The sequence below is a fragment of the Serratia sp. AXJ-M genome, from assembly GCF_046531865.1.
Taxonomy (GTDB): Bacteria; Pseudomonadota; Gammaproteobacteria; order Enterobacterales; family Enterobacteriaceae; genus Serratia; species Serratia liquefaciens.
In genome coordinates this window covers 112,545-131,223 of sequence record NZ_CP059395.1, presented here as the reverse complement: position 1 = coordinate 131,223, position 18,679 = coordinate 112,545, and the positions used below count along the sequence as shown (strand labels likewise).

At 53.7% G+C, this 18,679-nt stretch carries 22 protein-coding genes; 1 reads left to right on the top strand and 21 read right to left on the bottom strand.

From position 1 onward, the window contains the following. Nucleotides 1-2: 2 nt before the first annotated feature. The 8 genes from H0S68_RS25260 to mobA form a co-directional block, all read right to left on the bottom strand. Nucleotides 3-1,634: a PilN family type IVB pilus formation outer membrane protein gene (locus H0S68_RS25260; RefSeq protein ID WP_410529488.1), complete on the bottom strand. Its 1,632-nt coding sequence runs from the start codon at nucleotides 1,632-1,634 to the stop codon at nucleotides 3-5. 24 nt (nucleotides 1,635-1,658) lie between these two features. Then, on the bottom strand, nucleotides 1,659-2,084 hold the full coding sequence (gene pilM / locus H0S68_RS25255) for a type IV pilus biogenesis protein PilM (protein ID WP_410529487.1): 426 nt from the start codon (nucleotides 2,082-2,084) through the stop codon (nucleotides 1,659-1,661). A gap of 152 nt (nucleotides 2,085-2,236) precedes the next feature. Beyond that, nucleotides 2,237-3,274 (bottom strand): toxin co-regulated pilus biosynthesis Q family protein, encoded by a 1,038-nt coding sequence (locus H0S68_RS25250; protein WP_410529486.1) that lies wholly within the window; start codon nucleotides 3,272-3,274, stop codon nucleotides 2,237-2,239. A 78-nt stretch (nucleotides 3,275-3,352) separates the two neighbouring features. Beyond that, on the bottom strand, nucleotides 3,353-3,628 hold the full coding sequence (locus tag H0S68_RS25245) for a hypothetical protein (protein WP_129942273.1): 276 nt from the start codon (nucleotides 3,626-3,628) through the stop codon (nucleotides 3,353-3,355). 447 nt (nucleotides 3,629-4,075) lie between these two features. Further along, a complete protein-coding gene (locus H0S68_RS25240; protein ID WP_242501608.1) occupies nucleotides 4,076-4,231 on the bottom strand; it encodes a TraY domain-containing protein in 156 nt (51 codons plus the stop codon). 161 nt (nucleotides 4,232-4,392) lie between these two features. Continuing rightward, nucleotides 4,393-4,668 (bottom strand): hypothetical protein, encoded by a 276-nt coding sequence (locus H0S68_RS25235; protein WP_161739308.1) that lies wholly within the window; start codon nucleotides 4,666-4,668, stop codon nucleotides 4,393-4,395. A gap of 133 nt (nucleotides 4,669-4,801) precedes the next feature. Then, nucleotides 4,802-6,757 (bottom strand): TraI/MobA(P) family conjugative relaxase, encoded by a 1,956-nt coding sequence (gene traI, locus H0S68_RS25230; RefSeq protein ID WP_410529485.1) that lies wholly within the window; start codon nucleotides 6,755-6,757, stop codon nucleotides 4,802-4,804. A gap of 7 nt (nucleotides 6,758-6,764) precedes the next feature. Next, nucleotides 6,765-7,097 carry a plasmid mobilization protein MobA gene (mobA, locus tag H0S68_RS25225; RefSeq protein ID WP_261115682.1) on the bottom strand — a complete coding sequence of 111 codons (333 nt, stop codon included), beginning with the start codon at nucleotides 7,095-7,097 and terminating at the stop codon, nucleotides 6,765-6,767. Between the two features lie 243 nt (nucleotides 7,098-7,340). On the opposite strand from mobA, the gene H0S68_RS25220 reads away from it, so the two are divergent. Then, nucleotides 7,341-7,643 carry a hypothetical protein gene (locus tag H0S68_RS25220; RefSeq protein ID WP_410529484.1) on the top strand — a complete coding sequence of 101 codons (303 nt, stop codon included), beginning with the start codon at nucleotides 7,341-7,343 and terminating at the stop codon, nucleotides 7,641-7,643. Nucleotides 7,644-7,673: 30 nt separating this feature from the next. Here the strand turns inward: H0S68_RS25220 and H0S68_RS25215 are convergent, their stop codons facing one another. The 13 genes from H0S68_RS25215 to H0S68_RS25155 form a co-directional block, all read right to left on the bottom strand. Beyond that, nucleotides 7,674-8,237 (bottom strand): LPD29 domain-containing protein, encoded by a 564-nt coding sequence (locus H0S68_RS25215; protein WP_410529483.1) that lies wholly within the window; start codon nucleotides 8,235-8,237, stop codon nucleotides 7,674-7,676. Nucleotides 8,238-8,283: 46 nt separating this feature from the next. After that, nucleotides 8,284-8,700 (bottom strand): protein TraE, encoded by a 417-nt coding sequence (locus tag H0S68_RS25210; RefSeq protein WP_410529482.1) that lies wholly within the window; start codon nucleotides 8,698-8,700, stop codon nucleotides 8,284-8,286. Between the two features lie 853 nt (nucleotides 8,701-9,553). Then, nucleotides 9,554-10,390, bottom strand: a complete 837-nt coding sequence (locus tag H0S68_RS25205) for a DUF4942 domain-containing protein (RefSeq protein ID WP_410529638.1) — start codon at nucleotides 10,388-10,390, stop codon at nucleotides 9,554-9,556. Nucleotides 10,391-10,494: 104 nt separating this feature from the next. Then, nucleotides 10,495-10,755, bottom strand: a complete 261-nt coding sequence (locus tag H0S68_RS25200; protein WP_165366497.1) for a hypothetical protein — start codon at nucleotides 10,753-10,755, stop codon at nucleotides 10,495-10,497. Nucleotides 10,756-10,920: 165 nt separating this feature from the next. Next, nucleotides 10,921-11,322, bottom strand: coding sequence for a dehydrogenase (locus H0S68_RS25195; RefSeq protein WP_410529481.1), 402 nt, complete (start codon nucleotides 11,320-11,322; stop codon nucleotides 10,921-10,923). A 623-nt stretch (nucleotides 11,323-11,945) separates the two neighbouring features. Further along, nucleotides 11,946-12,671: a plasmid SOS inhibition protein A gene (locus tag H0S68_RS25190; protein WP_410529480.1), complete on the bottom strand. Its 726-nt coding sequence runs from the start codon at nucleotides 12,669-12,671 to the stop codon at nucleotides 11,946-11,948. Further along, nucleotides 12,668-13,105 carry a conjugation system SOS inhibitor PsiB gene (gene psiB, locus H0S68_RS25185; RefSeq protein ID WP_410529630.1) on the bottom strand — a complete coding sequence of 146 codons (438 nt, stop codon included), beginning with the start codon at nucleotides 13,103-13,105 and terminating at the stop codon, nucleotides 12,668-12,670. Before psiB ends, H0S68_RS25190 begins: the two co-directional genes overlap by 4 nt. 34 nt (nucleotides 13,106-13,139) lie before the next feature. Continuing rightward, nucleotides 13,140-15,203, bottom strand: coding sequence for a ParB/RepB/Spo0J family partition protein (locus H0S68_RS25180; RefSeq protein ID WP_410529629.1), 2,064 nt, complete (start codon nucleotides 15,201-15,203; stop codon nucleotides 13,140-13,142). Nucleotides 15,204-15,290: 87 nt separating this feature from the next. Then, nucleotides 15,291-15,581 (bottom strand): ribulokinase, encoded by a 291-nt coding sequence (locus H0S68_RS25175; protein WP_410529628.1) that lies wholly within the window; start codon nucleotides 15,579-15,581, stop codon nucleotides 15,291-15,293. Between the two features lie 686 nt (nucleotides 15,582-16,267). Continuing rightward, nucleotides 16,268-16,672 carry a DUF1380 family protein gene (locus H0S68_RS25170; protein ID WP_241392011.1) on the bottom strand — a complete coding sequence of 135 codons (405 nt, stop codon included), beginning with the start codon at nucleotides 16,670-16,672 and terminating at the stop codon, nucleotides 16,268-16,270. A 55-nt stretch (nucleotides 16,673-16,727) separates the two neighbouring features. After that, nucleotides 16,728-17,153 carry an antirestriction protein gene (locus H0S68_RS25165; RefSeq protein ID WP_129942257.1) on the bottom strand — a complete coding sequence of 142 codons (426 nt, stop codon included), beginning with the start codon at nucleotides 17,151-17,153 and terminating at the stop codon, nucleotides 16,728-16,730. A gap of 423 nt (nucleotides 17,154-17,576) precedes the next feature. Next, complete coding sequence (locus tag H0S68_RS25160; RefSeq protein WP_241390713.1) at nucleotides 17,577-17,798, bottom strand: hypothetical protein; 222 nt, start codon at nucleotides 17,796-17,798, stop codon at nucleotides 17,577-17,579. Nucleotides 17,799-17,814: 16 nt separating this feature from the next. Continuing rightward, a complete protein-coding gene (locus H0S68_RS25155) occupies nucleotides 17,815-18,459 on the bottom strand; it encodes a DNA methyltransferase (protein WP_048795503.1) in 645 nt (214 codons plus the stop codon). Between the last annotated feature and the right edge of the window lie 220 nt (nucleotides 18,460-18,679).

Sequence of the window (18,679 nt, the reverse complement as noted above, 5' to 3'; positions counted from 1 at the left end):
GCTTATCCCAAAATGACCGGAGTGATAAGAATGACCAGCATGGTTTTGTTGTTTTCACCGTTGGCACCGCCACCGAGTCCGAAGAAGCGGAAACTGCCGACACCCTGGCGGTTGGCGGTATTATTAAGAGACTGATAACCACTCAGCACCAACGTCTGGCCGGATTGCATGATGACGCGCTGGGTAAAGGTCTTGAGTCGCGTTTTCATGAGTTCGACCGAGGTGTTGTCACTGGTGAACGTACGCATGGTCGGGTCGTCCGACATATTGATTGCAAACTGCAGCTGCATTTTTGGCGACTGGGGCATCAGGAACGGCAGCACCGTCATGTTGAATCCGGTGGTGATGGTTGATTTGGTGATGCTGCTCGATGAGCCGACGTTAGCCGTGTTCTCTGTGGTCACGTTGGAGGCATAATCCTGCTGCAGCGCAACCTGGATGGGTACCGCTGACAGGTTAGTGGTCATGCTCGAGGCTTCTGTCATCACGCTGACGTTCGCCTGCTCGGACAAGGCTTTGATAAAGGCCTTGGTGCCTGCCCCTTTACCATCCAGTATGGAAATACCGCCATTCAGGGCATCGGACGAAGCCCCGGTGAACGCATTGGTCAAAGACAACCCGACGCTGCCACTGTTGAATACAGCGTTCCAGTCAATGCCGTACTGATCCTGAGTACGTTTCTCAACGCTGTAGACCTGGACGTTGAGCACCACCTGCCGGTTAAGCTCTTTATTACGGTCATCCAGATAGCGGCCTATCTGCTCAAGCACACGCGGTGTATCCGTAACCGTCAATACACCGGCGGACAAATTCATGCGCCCGGTGCCCGGCGTCAACATCGACTTGATGGTATTGGTGACGTCCTCGTACAGGCTCGACTTGATTTCCATCTCAGTCGCCTGTGAGGTATTGGAGTCGCCACTGAGCCCACCGCCGCTGCTGTCGCCCGTAGCCCCCATCGATGAGGTGGTGCCACTCACGGTTTTTGAGCCAAAGCTCGCCTTACTGTCCATAAACATGACCGGGAACGTCCGGGTGTCGAGATAGAAAATGGCGATCCGGCCTTGCTCATAACGCCATGACAATCCCAGGCGAGTGGTGACATTGTCGAGCAAACCGCCCAACTCCCCCTGCCAGAACACGCCCCTGAGTGAAGTACCACCGGTAACGGCCGGTGCAGCTCGGGCGGGTGAACCACCCAACGCAGCCAAAGGCACCATCCCATTCGGATCTGGCGCAGGAACGGGGCCACTGAGTTGCTCAGTTTTGCCCCCTGTCGGCACCAATATGGCCTGCGCATCGGGTGTCACCACCACCGGCAACCGGCAACGTTTACTGATAAAGGCGCTCACTTCCGCCAGCGTGATACTCCCAGGCCGATTGATAGCCACAGCACAAGGTGGCAGTAAGTTATTGCCGCCTGACTGGGTATTTAACGGGTAAGGGTTGATCCATTGAGAGGTCAGATCACGTACCACAGAACCCTTTTTAAGGGCATTCAGATGCTTATCTGCCTGTTTTTCGTCTTGCGAGACGGTGTTGTCGATCTTGTCGATGCGCTCAAGCGGCGCACAGCCGGAAAGCAGCAAACACAATGTTGCCGCCAGCCCGGTTAAGGGGAGGTGTTTTTTCATTTTTAACCTTACGGTGAGGAGAGATTAGTTGAGGTACACCAGGCTGCCGTCAGCAATGCTGGCCGGTACATTAACCTGCATGTCATTGCCAAAGCTGTCGATCAGACGTCTTCCTGCGACCTTTCCAACCAACGCTGAGTGCCGACTCTGTGCCAACAACGCGGCCATCAACCCTGGTTGATCCGGCTGGTAGACATACACACGGTCAGCCTGTAGCACATTGTGTAATTCAGGTAGGGGTGACCAACCGAAGGCGCTATCAGGGATCACGCCGTCTTTTTGCGAAGGGTTGTTATAGCGCCAGTCATTGATGTCATTGATATAACGGACGGTTTGAATAGCGCGCTGGCTCAGCGTGCTATCCTGCATCTGCGCACCTGTTTGGTCATGGGGTGATATGTTGACCCATACCAGAAGCCCCAGAAAGACCGAGAGCAACCAGTAAATCATCGCACAACTCCCCAAATCAGAATCCAGAACACAGCGCACAGGACTATCACGCCGATGTTCACTTTGCCGCGATAACTCATTCGTACCTCCAGAAATTAAGGCTGCGAATGCAACCTCTTGGACAGAGGGATATGGAACCTACTGACTGGCCATCAGTGGATTTCCTTGTCGTCAACAGAAATGACGCACTGAGCATGGCGAATGCCGGCATACAATGGCACTTTCGCCGTACCGTACAAGGTAAACAGGCTATTCAACGCATCACGGAAACTGCCTTCAAATTGGAGCGGTGCATCGATACGGTAATTTGCTGATGTCAGCCAGGCGACAGTCCAATTGGCCACGTCTGGAGTAGAGCACTTCTCAGCGGCGGCCCAACTGAACAGGGTATCTTTCAACGTGCTACCCGCCTCGATCCGCCAGACTTTCGGCTTAATAATTGTCTTAGGTAACGTCAGCGATGCGGTGGTTTTAACCGCTGTTGCTGGGGCTTGTACCGATTTTTTTCCACCAAATGGATTACGGCCAGAACTCACAGTTCCCTGCTTATCCGTCATAGCTGGAGCCGTAGATGTTGATACCGCTATTTTGTTTGGCGGCTGGACGGTTACAGCACCCGGGGCAAACTCAGCAGATTTTGCCGCGACGGAAATCCGTTGTGCCAGCCAATCGATCAATGCCACCTTGCCTTGCTGCTGCAGCACTTCATCCAGTACAAACGGCCACTGATCGTTACCACGCCATTGCAGCGATATTCGTGCATCAGGTTTAAGTTCTTGAGAGAAAGAAACTTGCCATCCAGCAGGAGCAATCTGACGTATTGCTTGTCGAAGCGTCGTAGCTTTCCCCGCTCTTGCAAGCGCCAAACTGACCGGGCGTTCTCCGAGATAGCGGATGGCCTGTAAAGTAGGCACCGGCTGACCTGCCAATGCCTTGGGCTGAATAGTATCTGGCGGGCGATGCGACGGTGTAGTAGTCGCTGGCACTGACTCACGAGCTGCCGGAGCAGGTTTCAAACGAATTCGGCTAGCCTGAGCCAGATCTGCTTGAGCCCTCTGGATAATCGGTACTTGCTCCTGGATCAACGACGTCACAAATTCTTGTGCCGGAACGCGCGGCGGTGCAGAGGTGCTGATAGCACACCCACTTAACACCACCGGCGCCAAGGCAACGGGGAGGAATATTTTCAATAGAGTCACCTCAATTACGCAGTGGGATAGATAGGTGAAAAAGTCAGACGACAAGCTGAATAACAATGAAAGGGGCTATCACTCGGCAGCCTTGCGGCAAAGAATGTCTGAACACGCGACTGCGCGTTCACAGGGTCTAGAGCGGGAAATTTGGGGGGAGGCTTTTATTCCTGGGGATGACGGTCTGTGCTTTTTCTTTACCTGCACTTTTGTTTCACCTAAATAAAATAATTTGTCGCGCCTAACTCGCTTACGCTTTCTATTTACTTTACTTATATCAGGTTCAACAAGTGTCAATAGCTCGGAAAAATTACATACATACTTTTTCGGTGCGTTTAATTTTCCTTTTGCCATCAACATCTCCTTATCTGAATATCAACAACAGTTCGGGCAAGCCCACTCGTTCGAATGGACTTGCACAAATCTCTTTTGCGTCAGCATCCCTGCTCTGCCAGTGTTGCCTGTTCGCGCCCAGTCCCTCGCGGGTGGTGCTAATCTTCTCTAGAGGCAGATCGTACCTATAGATACATTGCATTTTTGCATAAGGGTCTAAACAGTTACAGAATGCTGTCCGACTTTCCAAAATTGTTAAATAGCGGACACCACCCCGTATAAATAAGGCCACAGGCACCCCACCCCAACGGGTGAATTATTAGTTTCGTGGAAATAACTCATGGGCTAATACCCAAAAATCGCTAGATTCCAGGTAAAAGAAAGCCCTACGGATTAACGCAATGTCTTTTTATTATTACTTAAACATACTAAAAATAGAGTTCCCTGGTGTTGGATCTCTATGTAACGCTACTTGGATTCATCGGAAAGAAAACGGCGACCAGGCACTGCAATATCAGTCACTGTTTTTAGATGATCAGTCAACCGTATTGATGCCTCTTTAACCTTGCTGCGACCAGACCGCTTTGCGGCCTGAGTCAGTAGCCGATTAACATCAGGAGTCATTTCAATAACAGTCTGGGCTGATTTCCACTGTGACTTATCTGTCATTTATTATAATTTCCTACTTCTTCTAAATAATTATGGCGAGAGTAATCCTTTCTCCTAAAATGCGAAACCCCCTTTAAAAGGGGGTTGACATAAACTTGTTACTATGATTTATGGATTTAGTTTAGCTGAATTGAGTCAATGGCGATTAATAACTCAAGATTTAACTTGAGTTGAATCGCTGTTCCCATTGTGGATATCGACGTTAACTGCATTCGATTACACGCCGCTTTGAGTGAGTCTTTGACCGTGTCCTCCGATACATCCCGAAGCTGTGCGATGGTTCCCACAGGAATTCCTGTCGAGTACATGTAAGCGGTGGCCAATTGAGTGAGGGTTAAAGCCGGAAAATACTTGTGTAATGCCTTAAATTGGCTAGGATCGATGGCAGCCATGGCAGCCTCCTGTTCAGGTTGTTGTGGTTAGCTGGTTGTACAGGCCTTCAACCCTGTGCAATCAGCGCCTAACGCAATGATTTACATTAATTATCTCTCTTTACTTTCCATTTACTGCCTGTTGAAGCTCTGTTTAAGGACGTGGTCCCCAATACGAATCCACTGTTGGTGCATCATCCTCGCGATCATCAGCTTGCCGTGATGCTGCCGGGTCGTCATAACCCATCTCTGGCCGAACATGGCGATGCTCCAGAATCTCAGAGCGACCACGCTGCCAATTATCTGTTGGCCGGAACACCTCTTTTTCCTGCTGGTAATTCAGGCGGCATCCTTCGATCAGCACGCGGTCAACGAAATCGTCATCACCCACAACCTCCACACGCTCGCCACTTTTGGCACCGGCAATCTCTGCAGCCAGGTGGTAATTCGCCGTATCGTCGTAATCCTCAAACCCGGGCTTAATCTCAACCTGGTCGCCACGATCTACCACACCGACAACCCCATCACGCAGATATTCAACTGTACCGTTCCGGTGTAAGCGGGTTGCATGGGTAGACCGTTCAAGCAACGGTGAATCGTCAGCGGCGCCAAACACCAATACACTGTCTTTATGTTTATTAGGGGCAGAAGTCCTGGCTTTTCGTTTCTCACGGTAAGCCCATCCTCGCAGCTGGCTAACTGCGGCAACATCACCAGTTAAGGCTTCGCGTTCCACCCAGGAACGGTAAGATAATGGTCGATATTGCCCAGATTCAAACAGGGTCTTACGTTCCTCTCGGATCTGAATCCGCAGCTCAGCCGTTGCCTTCATGCGCTCGAACTCGGCCACGCGATACATCAGCTTGCGCAACAGTGGATCGGGATAGCTGTCGCGAACATTACCTTTCATAGCCTGATAGTGTGCGGCAATTTCTTGATGACGCGTCTTCACGTTCAAGTCTGGCTTGACCCATTCTCCGCGATACTGTTGGTAACGCAATTTGAGATCATCTCGTGCAGCAGCACGCTCTTCTCGACGCTCTTTTCTGGCATCACGATCGCGTACATGGAATTCAGATTGGTAGCGGTTATATATCGCATAGCCACCCTCTTCCGGGTCATCAGATTCAAAGGAAGGGGCAGGTTCGTAAGGCCCAATGTAAGGTTCCAGTCTGAATTTTGTTAATGTTGGATGCACGTCAGAAGCCTTAACCACAATACTGTCTGGCCGAGCAAAATCGTATACTACTAAACCACCATTTTGTTCACGTAATCCCAATCCGTTTGCATGCATCAAGAGGTGAAAATATTTCCAACTAGCTTTCTTGTTTTTTATGGCGTCAGTGATCTGGGTACGCGTCTGGCGAACAGCATAGTGATAAAGACTTTCCTTGCCGGAATATATCTCACGTTTTGCAGCACCTTGAGGCGCATTCCGGAAACGCCACGGGGCGCGCTGCAACGTATTGTTATCACCCCACACCCAGCTACCATTGTCTTGTTTGAAACCAAAACGCTTCTCCAGAACACGGCAACATTGTTGCAGCGTATCAGCATCATTCCACAGATTGGCCGCACGGTACGTTTCCGGGTTCACACGATTAACTGCAATATGACAGTGAATATTATCTGTGTCACGATGGATGCCGGTAACAAATTGGTGATGCTCCATGCCCAACTCTTTCAGGCAATGACGGGCACTATCAAATACGTGTTCAGGCTTTGGATTTTCATCTTCTTGCCAAGATAAAATGAAATGGTAAACAGGATCTTTGCAGTGGCGATTGTTAGCAGCAACCATGCTCATTTCCGCCGCAGCTGTCTCCAGTGAAAAGCAATTTGTTTCGCACTCAACGCCACCGATGATGACTTGCTCTCGCCCATCAGGAAAGCTAGCGATGACCTGCATCGGTGAGAACTCATTACGCCGCTCAAAATAATCAACCAGGCGATCAAAAATGGCCTGGCTGGCGCGGGAAGTAGTCTTTTCAATCTTTTCAGGCGTGATAACGTCATCAGGTTTTTTCTCATCCCGCAGACTCAGGTAGCCGACCAGCTTCATAAAGCTGGTGCCGCCATCTCGTCTTTTTTCTGGGATGATAACGTTCATGGTGCCCTTATTCGTTTGCCGGTACGAGATTCAAATCCAGTGCAATGATGGCCTTTTTCACTTCGACCAATACGTCCGAAAACTGCTTACTCAGTTCTTGAGTCATTTGTTCCTGCATCTGAGTGTAGAGATGCTTTTGCAAGCCACCTAGGCGAAGAAGTTCGTTCATCAACCGTGTATCGGTACGGGTCATGATCTTCCTGTTAAGCGCGGAACGGCGCAGTAGCTCAGAGGTACTAATCCCTGCTGCCTTGGCCTTGCCTTTGATGGCGTCCGCCTCTTCCTCGGTGCATCGAATTTGGATGATGATCCCTTTCTGACGCGACTCGCTTTTCGACATAACTCAACCTCTAACACTCAACTGGGGTGTCGGGGCGTAGCCCTGACCAGGTGTTTTGCATTATCGACTGCGTGCAGGCGGTAATGACAAAACATTTCCTGTCCGTCATTTTACTACGTCTATCCTTCGAGATGCGAGTTATTTTTCGCCTGATTAGGCGTCAGTGAGGGGGCAGGCTTGGCCTATCAGGATTGATATGGTTTAATGTGTCTGGTTGGCATTGATGAAAATCACGAGGACAAAATGGCAGGAAACAAATTTTATACCCAGGAACAGCTTGAAGAAGCAAAGCTAACACTTGAGTGTTTGCCAGATTTGACACCGAACAAAATCAGCAGAACTGAATTGCTCGATTCACTGAAAGAAAACATCATCACTTTATCTACGTCAAAGGGTTATACTGCAATGGAAATAAAATCCGCATTGCAGACTGTGGGTATAGCAGTGAGTGAAAAGTCAATATCTGACATCATTCGTGCATCAAAGTCACCAGCAAAAAAACGAACAAAGACCGCAGTAAAGCCAGAGACTAAGAAAGTAGTATGAAAATGGCGGGTTTACCCGCCTTATTGATACTTAAAGTGATCTAAGAACAAAACGGATTTCACTCTGTAAGTTATCGTGGAAAAAGAAACCTGAGCTAATCGTAAACAGTTTCCCTCTTTTATAGGCATCTACGTCAACCCATTCAGGGACCTCTTCAGAAAAAATTGTTCGACACTGTGTGATGGCTTTTTCGATGAGTTTATCACTATAACGCCGGTCTACTGAAACGTAATGCACACCACCATAAACAGCATTGAATGGACTTTCACTATACTCATAAATATCTTCCATACTGTTAAAACAGCCGTTCTTAAATTTTCGCGTAATCTCTTCAACTTTTTCATTCTGTGGACCATCTTCCCATTTTATCGTAACCGCATCATAATTGGTTTTTTTGACAGAAAATTTCACATCGGGAAAACTCTGTTTCAGTAGCAAACGAATGTTTGCTGAGACTACTTCGGCAACAGTAGAATTTTTGTTTTTTTCAATCATTTTAAGATGCGAAAATTCAGGCGAATTTTTTAACCTTTCTACTTCAGAATCAAAAGCAGATTTCATCTCTTTTTTTTCTTGCTCTTTAAGTGAATGCATATGATTTTCTCCGTGATGAGTGGCGGGGCCATCGCCCCGCAGATTTTTAGAAGATTGGTGTCAATGTGCCGTATGGATTTAACGGCTGCATGATCTCGTCATAAATCGCACCATCGGCTGTCACGATCACTACAAATCCGGTATCAAGACAACGCCAGCATCTTGAACTCAGTGGTACAAATCGGTAGTTAGTTGAACTCAAAGCGACGACCTGAACCGGTTCTTTTTCTATCACCGAATAAATGTCGTAATGCGCATTCTTACAATGCTGTCCAAATTGAAAAGCCGCATCCCATTCGCTACTGGCGTTGCATATGTAGCTGCAATTTCCTTGCATAGCGCCATCGCTTGATGGTGCATAAAAACGAACCACAAAACGCCCGACTCTGCAGGTTTCAAAGTCATTCAGATCACATCTTTCGGAAGATTTTTGAGCAGCGGTGTTGACGTTTTGTGTGTTCATTCTGGTTTTCCTCTTGTCGGTGGTTAGTCCATCTCTCGGTGAGTTTCGTCGCAGCAAAGGGCACTGGTGCAACGGCGAACGGCGCAATACCAGGGCGACAACGAAAAGTTTTCTGACCCACAGGAAGGAAAAGTTTTTGGCGGCGGCGTAGCGTCACCCTGGTATTGTGTTGGGCGACGGTGCTACCCCCAGCCCTCTGCGCCGGTACTCACGGGTGATGGTCACTGACACAAACGTGAGAATGAACACATCCGGCACGCCGGAACGGCGGGACGTCTCTGGCGGTGGTGCCTATGGCGCCACCAGTGAAAGCGGCGCCGGCTTCTGCCGGCAGCGAGCGCTTGCTGTTGACGTTGGCTCTCAGACCCTAGCCGGCAGGCCCGAAACCGAAGGGTTCGGCGAGACTTGTCTGCCGCGTGCGGCTGGCTAGTCGAGTGGGGGTGATGGTCGGGCGCTGGCGACCGGCCACCGCAGGGAGCGCCAGCCCGTTGTGGGTTTATTAAGGCCTGACGAAAGGAAAAAGAGGCGTCAAAGAAAGGGAGAAACCAAACGACAATATCGAACTGATGGGGAAAAGATATGGCTGAATCGGACAAGAAAGGCAGAGATCCGCAGTGGCGCAGCCACAGCAGCCTTTTCTGCCCAGCCGATTTATGGCAGTTGGCATACCCACATGCATGATTGCAGCAATGTGCCAAAATGACACATTACCGCCACATTAAAAAAAATGGATTGCTTCACCCGCGCCTTCCCAACATTGTCGATACACGTCCCCAGCAGGGGCAAAGTACCGTGATCGGACATATTTTCCAGGCAGGGGGTTTCCCTGCCTGCCTAGCGTTAACTCACCCTGTTACAGGCGGGGTGGCAACATGCCGGGGAACTGACGCGCCACGATATCATTGATTTCATTGACCAGATCGGGACGCTTAAACACGATATGCCCCGTCCCTTTGGCAAAACCCTTGACGGTAAAATATTCAAGATCACACAGCTCACCGATTTTGTTGCCAGTACGGAAAAAATCAGCGTACTTTTGACCCTCTCCCGCTCTGAAGTCCGGTACGGTTTTCCCATCAAGCAGATAGAACGGACGTGCCAGATCATCCAGCAGTTGCTGCCCTTCCCATGTGAAACTGGAATGACCGTGGCGCCATGTGCTGAGAAAGCGCTCCACAATGATTTTTTTCCCAAGACGGCAAGGACTGTTGGTTTTATAATCCCATGACAAGCTGCGGAACACGTCGATAACACCTTGTTCAAAGGTATTTACCTTCTCTGAATTCAACTGCTTGAACGTCGCCAGCACAGTCTCAAGCGTGACCTCCGGGCAATCCTTGCTGTTCAGTTGGCGATCCCATTCATCCCGTTGTTTGCTGCTCATCAGCGTGTACATGCCGGTATCACTCAGCAACCGATCCCATACTTTCTGATCAATCAACTTGGCAACCGCATCACCGTATTTCTCAGGCTTGTCCCGCCAGTCCAATGCAAGTTTTACTACATCGCTGAATCCATAAAGATTATCCTTGTTGGCAGCCGCAGAGAGCTGTTTAGCTGCGGCATGGATAAGCGTCATTCCGTCCATAAATTGCGCAATGCCACTGTTGCGCTGCGCGATAATACGATCAATGGACACTGAAGGAATGAGGTCGCCCCCCAGGGAAGGGTTAACGGTGATATCAGCCATCACACCGAGGCACTTGCTAGACTGCTCTACTGTTGAAAATGTCATGTGCGTCTCCTGTTTGAGTCGGGAAAACTGCCGCCCGGAAGGGACGGCAGTCAGTGTTATCAGGCGTAGGCCCGTTTCAGTTCCAACGTGCGTAATACCTGCCCCAACTCGCTGCCACGCATGGCCGGAATACGTACCGGCTGACGTTTACGCTGACATTTGGCAATATGCCGACCCAATGCACGCAGTTCAGGCTGAACCGCAGCGGCCGCGAGGCTGTCCCGCAGGATCCGAGTTTGCTTTTTCGGCAATTCGTTATTTGCCGCCAACTGCTTTACATACAAAGCGGTTGATGTAATGATTGAACCTTCAATAGTCATAGTTTTTACTCCAATCGATTATTGAGAGCCGGGCTAACTTTCCTAGGGGTAGACCGGCACGAGATAGCAGCGGAAACGCTGCTTTTTTCATTTACGGGTTTGCGTTTCCCGGTAGACACCTCCTTACTTGATTGCTCCGAGCTATTGCCGCCCAGACGGTTAAGATCAGACATACGAGTTATCGATTGCCAATGTGATAGCGAGGCGATACCGCGCGTGTTCCCATGCAGCATTCCCGATGGTGCCAAAATATTCACCGGCAAGGCGCTGAGCCTTAACCCAATACTTGGCAACCTCATAAACGATTTTTGGCTTGTCGGGATTGAAATACGCCACTCCGTCGAACGCGACACGATCCGTCATCGTTTTGAAAATTTCATAAAGTGCCTGCTCCAGCTCGTCGGCAGAAACTGCAGCACCGTGTAGCTCGTCCATGAATTCAAGTTGTCGGCTCATTACCCTGTCGGCATCCGGGTATTTCCCCGAAAACATCAGAACAGGGGTTTTCCCCCATCTTTCCGAGGGCTCCTGAGCGGCGGTTTTGACGTTGACGTTCTGTGTGTTCATTCTTCTCTCCTGCCTGGTGGTTAATTCATCTCTCGTCGGGACCTTTCGCGGCAAAGGGCAAGGGAGCAACGGCGAACGGGGGAGCGCAAGGGCGCCGCTGGCGGCGTGCATTTCACCCTTGCGCTCACGCGGGCGGCGGTGCTACAAGCAGCCCTCCGCGCAAGGGGTCGCACGGGAGATAGCCACCGATATCCGGAGAGGATGAACACACCCGACACGGCGAAAGCCGGGGCGTCCTTAGCGATCGTCGCCCTGGTGACGAACAGTGATAAGCGGCGCCGGCAGTAGCCGGCTGCAAGCGGGCCCGTGACCTTTGCCCTCAGACCGTAGCCGGCAGGCCCGAAACCCATAGGGGTTCGGCGAAGCTTGCCGGGCAGCTTGCCCGGTTAGCGCAGTCGGGCTGACGGCTGGACGGCATCGCCGGCCAGTTGCCGGAGGGGGCCAGGTTCCTGATTTATTTACGAGGAAGTCTCTATGAGAAGGGAAATGGCAGGAATATACCCCGCCAGCGTACATCCTGCCGACATGGACAACGGACATGCATGTGACCATTCGGTCAACGTTAGCAGGCATGGCGACATCATAGCCGCAGTGGCGAAGCCACCGCAGCTTGACGTCCGGTTTTATCGGCGCACCAGGCGATTGGGGATACGCGCACGGTTATCCGATCGAACCGTACCTGGCAACACGGCGCTGATCCGACTTACCTGTAACCGAGCCTCCCAAAACGGCATCGCAGCCCAATGGTAGCGATCCAGCTCGGCCAGACAGGGGAAACGCGTCGTCCACGCAAAGACCATGTTACTCAGGTCAAACTCTTCGATCCCCTGCTGTTGCCAGCGTTTTAACCAATCCTCGTGATCGCCCGGGGTCACAAACGCCAGCTCAATCTCCGCCTGTGCCAGTCTGACCTGATAGCGACGTCGCTTATGCCACTTCACCTGTTTTTCTTGCCGTTGTTGCCGGATATGTTTCATCGCCAGTTTGTGCTCAAAACGCTGCCGACGGCGGCGACTGACCTCGGGGAACAGCGTATCGCGCGTATCACCGGGCAGCGGGGAATAACTATGCTCGCCCCGGCTGGCGATCAATGTATTCAACGCATCGACATAGTCTTCCAAACAAGAAGTCCGGTGGCGATCGCCGGGGCGGTAGGTAATGTCGATCATACGCATGTCCTTGGCTGAAATAGTGGAGCGTCCGGTCAGTTGACGAAAAAAGGCGTTGGCATAGGCATAGACAGCCTGCCGTCTGCCCGTCTCGCGACGGGACTCAACCTGAGCAATGGCAAACCAGACCGCCTGTCGGTAGGGGTGCCATGGCACCAGAGCCAAATGGTTCGGGATCACAGGCAATGTCCTCCCATCCGCAGTGCAACTGCCAGTTTCTCCGGTCGCCAGAACCCCTGCCGGTAATACACGGCAACAGTCGTCAGTACGCGATTAACAATCGCCGGTGTATAGGTATCATCCAGGTACAACCACGCCTGAGACTGACCATCGTGAAAGGGAAGTATCATCGACCAACCTGGAACATCGGCTCCCGCGCTGCACAGATACAACGCCGTTGCCTCATCGCCTGCCGGGCTTATACGACACACGACCGGCACACACCCGCAAAATTCACAGCCTTCTTCGGCGTTGACCCGCCAACCTTCCGGCACCGTCAACTGACTCAGTACGGCACAATTGAGCATCACTCGGTACTCCATACCCTGCTCGCGGTACTGCTCTAGATCGAGCGGACTCATGCTCATCAACTGCTCAAGGTTCAATTTTTTCATGATGTTATTGCCGCCCAAAGGGCGGCACCTCCGGTCAGGCAGCAACGTTATCAGGATGGGCAATATCGTCAGCAGCATCAGCTTCATCGCTAGCGGGCAGCAGGCAATCAGGCACCCAGCCGCTGGCGCTCAGTTCGTCCTCGGCCAGCTGCGCGGCGTCGCCCTTCTTCATCTTGAGCACCGAGGCCGCCTGCGCCACTTTACCAGCATCAACCAGCGCATCGCTCATTAGCTCTTTACTGATACGCCCAAAGTAATTGGCCTTGGTCGGTTGCCACCAGTCGCGCAGATTGAAATCCAGCGCATGCTCGAGTGGCATCAGTTCACCGCCAACCTTGCCATCCCCCGCAGGCCACAACTGGATGGCATCGAGAGACTGGCCGACGCAGTACGCCAGCAGCGCCACGACGTCGGCCTGTTCCCACGTCAGCAACCATGTGAAATCGGTATTCCACTCCGGCGGCAATTTGGACTCCCACTGCGCATGCAGCTCGCCCAGCTGGCGATCGGCGCGGCTTCCTTCCGCTGTCGGAGCTTTGGTCAGCAGTTCCGCGCGTTTGGGCGTCAGGTCGGTTTTGAGCAGCGAACCGGCGTAGCGTGAGCCGAACACCTTCACGGTCAGTGTGTGGGTGTGCAGTGCCAGCGCGACGGTCGGGTTCTCTACCAGCGCACCCATCACCGCCAGCGAGCGCTCTGCCGACAGACAGGTGATCAACGCCGCCGACAGCCCTTTCTCCTTGGTTTTCGGTGCAGGTGTCTCGCTGGCCGCTGTCCCGTCACCGTTGTCATCACCGGCAGGCGCGGTTGTCGACTCACTCGCACGCAACACGATACCGCGCTGGTAAACCACGTCCCCGCCACGCAGAGACACCATCACCCCGCCAGTACTGCGCAACGCCTGCGGCCATGACCGGATAGTCGCCAGCTCGGTGATCCGCTCAATATCGGCCTGTATAGCGTCGCTTTCGGCAATCATCACGTCAGTATCGGTATCGGCATCCGCTTCTTCGAATGCCGCTTCCAGCGCAGCAAACCGCGCTTTCAACCGGGTGATCTCGGCCAGCTCGGCGTCGGAGAATTCCGGCACCGGTTCAGCCATCTCGCGATACAGCTCGGCATCTTCGCCCCACGTTTTAATGGCCGAAATGCGACCTTCCGCCCAGCTCCAGCCCTCGTCCCCGGCAACCTGCTGCGCCAGTGCGTGCAGTTTTTCGCGGGTAAGACGCTCCAGCAACGCCGGTTTGGTCAAAAAACCTTCGTCGGTAAACAGATCGAATTTGAAGGTGCCGCCAGCCGACTCGTAGGCTTCGCGCCCGACGAACGCCAGTTGGCTGTTATCCTTGGCCGAGACTTCGTCTTTCAGCACGGCCTCGCGCAGGTGCTGCGGCGCGGCCGCCCAGCCGTGCGCGTTGACCCACACGTCACATTGACGTTGATGATCTTCGGTTGCCGACAGCGCTTGCAGCTGGTCGAGTGTTATTTTGTCTTCGGCCAGCGCATCGAGCAGTGCCGGTGCCATCGTCGCCAGCCTCAGGCATTTTTGAACGTGCTTGGTGCTGAAGCCCAGCAGGCCGCCAATCTGCGCCGGAGCACGCCCTTCTGCCGACATTTCACGGAAAGCGAAGACCTGATCAGCCGGGTGCATCTGCTCGCGCTGACTGTTTTCCGTCAGGGAAATGATGCGCGCCATCTCCTTGCTGACGATCAGTACATCAACCGCGTAACCCGCATTGACGATGCCGTCCGGCGTGGTCTTGTCGGCGTCGTCTTCATGCCCCATCAACCACCGCAACGCCAGCGTGCGCCGCTCACCGGCGGCTACGCCAAACTGACCGTTCTCCATCTCGAAGACGATCAGGTTCTGCAATAGCCCGACGGAGCGGATACTGGCGGCCAGTCCTTCGATCGATGCCTGTGAGGTTTTTTTCTTGCGCACGTTCAGGCCGTCCAGTTCCAACTGGCCGAGCGTGGCCGTTTTGCGCACGGCTTTTGCCAGTGCCGCTTCGATATTTTCAGCGACAACGCTTTTCTTCGTCGCGGATTTGGCCGTGCGGGTTGCTTTGGCCGTGGCCGGTGCTTTAGACTCGATAGTTGACATGTGATAGCTCCTTCAATGTTATTGCTGTTGTGCCAGTCCCGATGGCGTCAGGACTGACGGTGAGAAAGCAGCGGAAACGCTGCTTTTTTATCGCCTGAAATTCAGGCTCCAGTGGGTCAGGGTCATCTGATCACTGGCCGCAACCGGCCAGCCGTTGACGACCCAGACCGCAATGGTGTCGAAATCCCCAAAATCCGCGTAAACCTCCACCGCCCCTGCCGGAACAACCGGAGGCTCACTGGTGCCAGTCGAACAGCCACAAACCGCCTTCACGAAACAAAACAGGTCATACACTTGTGGTACGGTCAGATCGCAGTTGGTCTGTGCTGATGCTGCTGTAGGCTTCGTTGTCGCGCCGTTGACGTTTTGTTGAGCCATGTTGAAATCCTCCGTGGGTTGAAATCTGATGCCGCTGTGAGTATTCGCCGTCGCAATAAAACTGATCCAGCACGGCGAGGAGCGGCGGCAAGGGGCGGAGACGAAAAGTTTTTTGACCGGAGGGAGGAAAAGTTTTTGGCGGAGTTCATTTACCCCTTGCCGTTTAAGCGAGGCGGTGTGCTGTTATCAGTTGCGGCGGGAAGACTGACTGCGGCTAAAGCAACCCGAAAGGATGAACAGGGCGCAATTCGCCGGCCGGGCGCGACAGCGAACGGTTCGGCGCCTCTGAAGCGGCGGCGGCCTCACCGCCGCGCGGTTGGCCCTGCGCGGCGCGGCCTGTGGCCGCTGCAAGCGTGCCGTTGCGTCATGGGATGGACGCCCGCAGGGGGGCGACGGTATGCCGGCGCCATGCGCAGCACGACAGCCCGCCCGGACGCCCGATACCGGTATCAACCCCGCACAGAGACCCCTCACCAAAAATGCAGAAACAGGAAGCATCACTCTGCCAGGACGATAAACCGTCCTGCTCCATCCACCTAACCCCCCCCCACAAGGCAGCGAAAGAGGGCGGCGCAGCCGCCACCTTCGGTAGCCTGACGCCGAAGGCGGCTGGCAAGGTTTTTCCGCGCGGCCAGAGTACGCAGGGCAAGCAGGCCGCCGCTCTGACGGCCCTTTGTGGTGATAACCTAGGGATGTAACGCGGCCCGCAACGCCTCGATAGCACATTGTCCCCTGGATGTGTCTTCATCCCAACTTTCGGGGTCGTCTATATCTATAGTAATCGCGGCCAGTTCCAACACGGTTTCCAGTGCGCTGGCGCTCACCTCGACCTGTCGAGTCCGGCTGCGACTATCGGCAATTTTCGTTATTGCATCCTGAATGTATTGTTGATTGATACCGTACCGCTGATATTCCTCAATATCAGAGCAGCCAATGGTTTCCAGTATTGCCAGCACATCGCCGTCGTTAGGGTTCCACTCCTGTGCAAAGTACCGCACGGCGTGCGCATCCCATATCAGCACGGTAATAGGTTCGTCGCTGCCATACTCGCGGAATAATTCCGCACACACTTCTTTCACGCTGCCAAACATAATTCCCCCTCCTTATTTATGAGGGGCGGCATAGCCGCCCGTATTCGAATCCCTGTCAGTCCAGCGCGCGGCAGATGTCGGCGCGTTCCGGGTGCGTCTCGATATAGCGCCAAAGCTGCTCTTCCCGCTGCATAAGCAACTTCACCAGTCCGGCATTGCCCCGATCGTGATGCAACCAACAGCGGCGATTGATGGCCAGTGCCGTCAACACGATACCGGCGGCGTCACCGCTGAGGGTCTTGTCAAACCAGTTATCAGCATTGATCAGGTGCACACGATCGCTGTCAGGTGCCATATAGCCGCCCCCCTCCGGTAAACGGATGAAGTGCCAAAACCCGCCGGTGTACTGCGGCAGATAGCGATCGGCGAGGGAATACACCTGCATTTCAGCGGGCAAAAAATCCTCGCCAAACAGATCCGGCAGAAACGACAGACGATCGGATTCACAGACTTGCAGCGTGACTGAATGAGCATGTTGCATGGGACTACCTCCAGAGTTTCAGGGTTCGCGACACCGGCCGGTGCCGTACCCATTCGAAAGGCCGGCCCCGAGGGAGGGAGGCAGGGGCGCCACCGCAAGCCGCAGCGCAAGCCCGTTGCGGGCTGAATGCGCCGTAACGGGTGCGAACGGGTGAGGAGGCGGCGAAGCGTACCCTTGCAGCCCGACCGTGCCGGACTAGCGTTTGGGGACGGCACAGGCCGTCACTACGCCGGGGCCGCAAAGGGAAAAGATTTAGAGAGGTGTAGGCAGGCCCAGCCAGCGTCCTTTGCGGCGCCGGTATCGCCGGCAAGTGCCGCGTGGCGGTTCTACGGACGCGGGGCGTTCGATGCGCCCTGGCGTCCGCAGGCTTACAGCGAGGCAACCCGGGCAGGTTGCCCTGCCCGGCTGCATAATGCCTGCGGTTCAATCTTTGAAATGGTGATCCAGTTCGTTGATAGCCTGATAGATTTCGACGTAACGATCGTGCGCGTCCCGCAGAATATGCCCGGCCAGGCGTTCAGCCAACACATCGCTGTTCCAGAAATACACGCTGACCAGCTCGCGCAGCCGCAGGTGCATCTCACACATGTCGTTGGACAGTGCCGCAATTGCGGCGCGCAGGTCTTCATTCCCGGTGTAGTTCATCGTTGATTTCCCTTTGTTATGCTGCGTACTGGGCGCGCAGGCGATGCAACCGCTGCTGACCGATGGTGTGGTACTGCTCCAAAAGCTCGATGCCTATATAGCGCCGCCCGGCCTGAGCGGCGGCGACGCAGGTCGAACCTGAGCCAGCAAAGGGATCGAGGACAATCGCGCCGGGCTGAGTGAACGACTCAATCAACGGTTGCAGAATGGACACCGGCTTTTCAGTCGGGTGGTGACGATTGCCGGTGTATTCCCAGGGCTGCACATCAGAGCGCGGTTGCGCCGGCAATGCCGGGCGCCCTTTCGCCAAAATGTAGGCACATTCATGCTGGTAGCCGACAAAGGCAGATTTGGAGGCGTAGGGTTTGGTAAACACCATATGCCCGACGACGCGGAACCCGGCCTGTTTCCAGGCGGCCATAAAGGTGTCTACCCGGTTCCAGCCGTAGAAACTCACCGCCAGACTGTCAGGCTTGAGCACCCGGAACATTTCACGGAACGCCGGCCGCACCCATTCATCATTTTTGTCGTTGGCAATGCTGCGACCGCTGCGGTCGGTATAGCCGACCAGATAAGGGGGATCGGTCAGCACAAAATCAATGCTGTTTGACGGAAAGCCAGCCATCACCTGCACGGAATCACCCAGGACATATCGGGACATAAGGAATACCTCGCCATTCGAGGGGTGCAGGAGGAGGCCGGTACGGCCTCCGTTCCCTGCTGCCCGATGTCATGGCAGGCAGGCACCGCCGCGTGTCAGGCCGACCGTGGAATACCGAGTCGGTGGTCATATCGCCGGCGAGGATATGCCGCGAAAGCGGCTTGAAGGCAGGGCTCCGCCCGCCGCCACGCCATCAGCGGGGGCTGCCAATATGTCATCG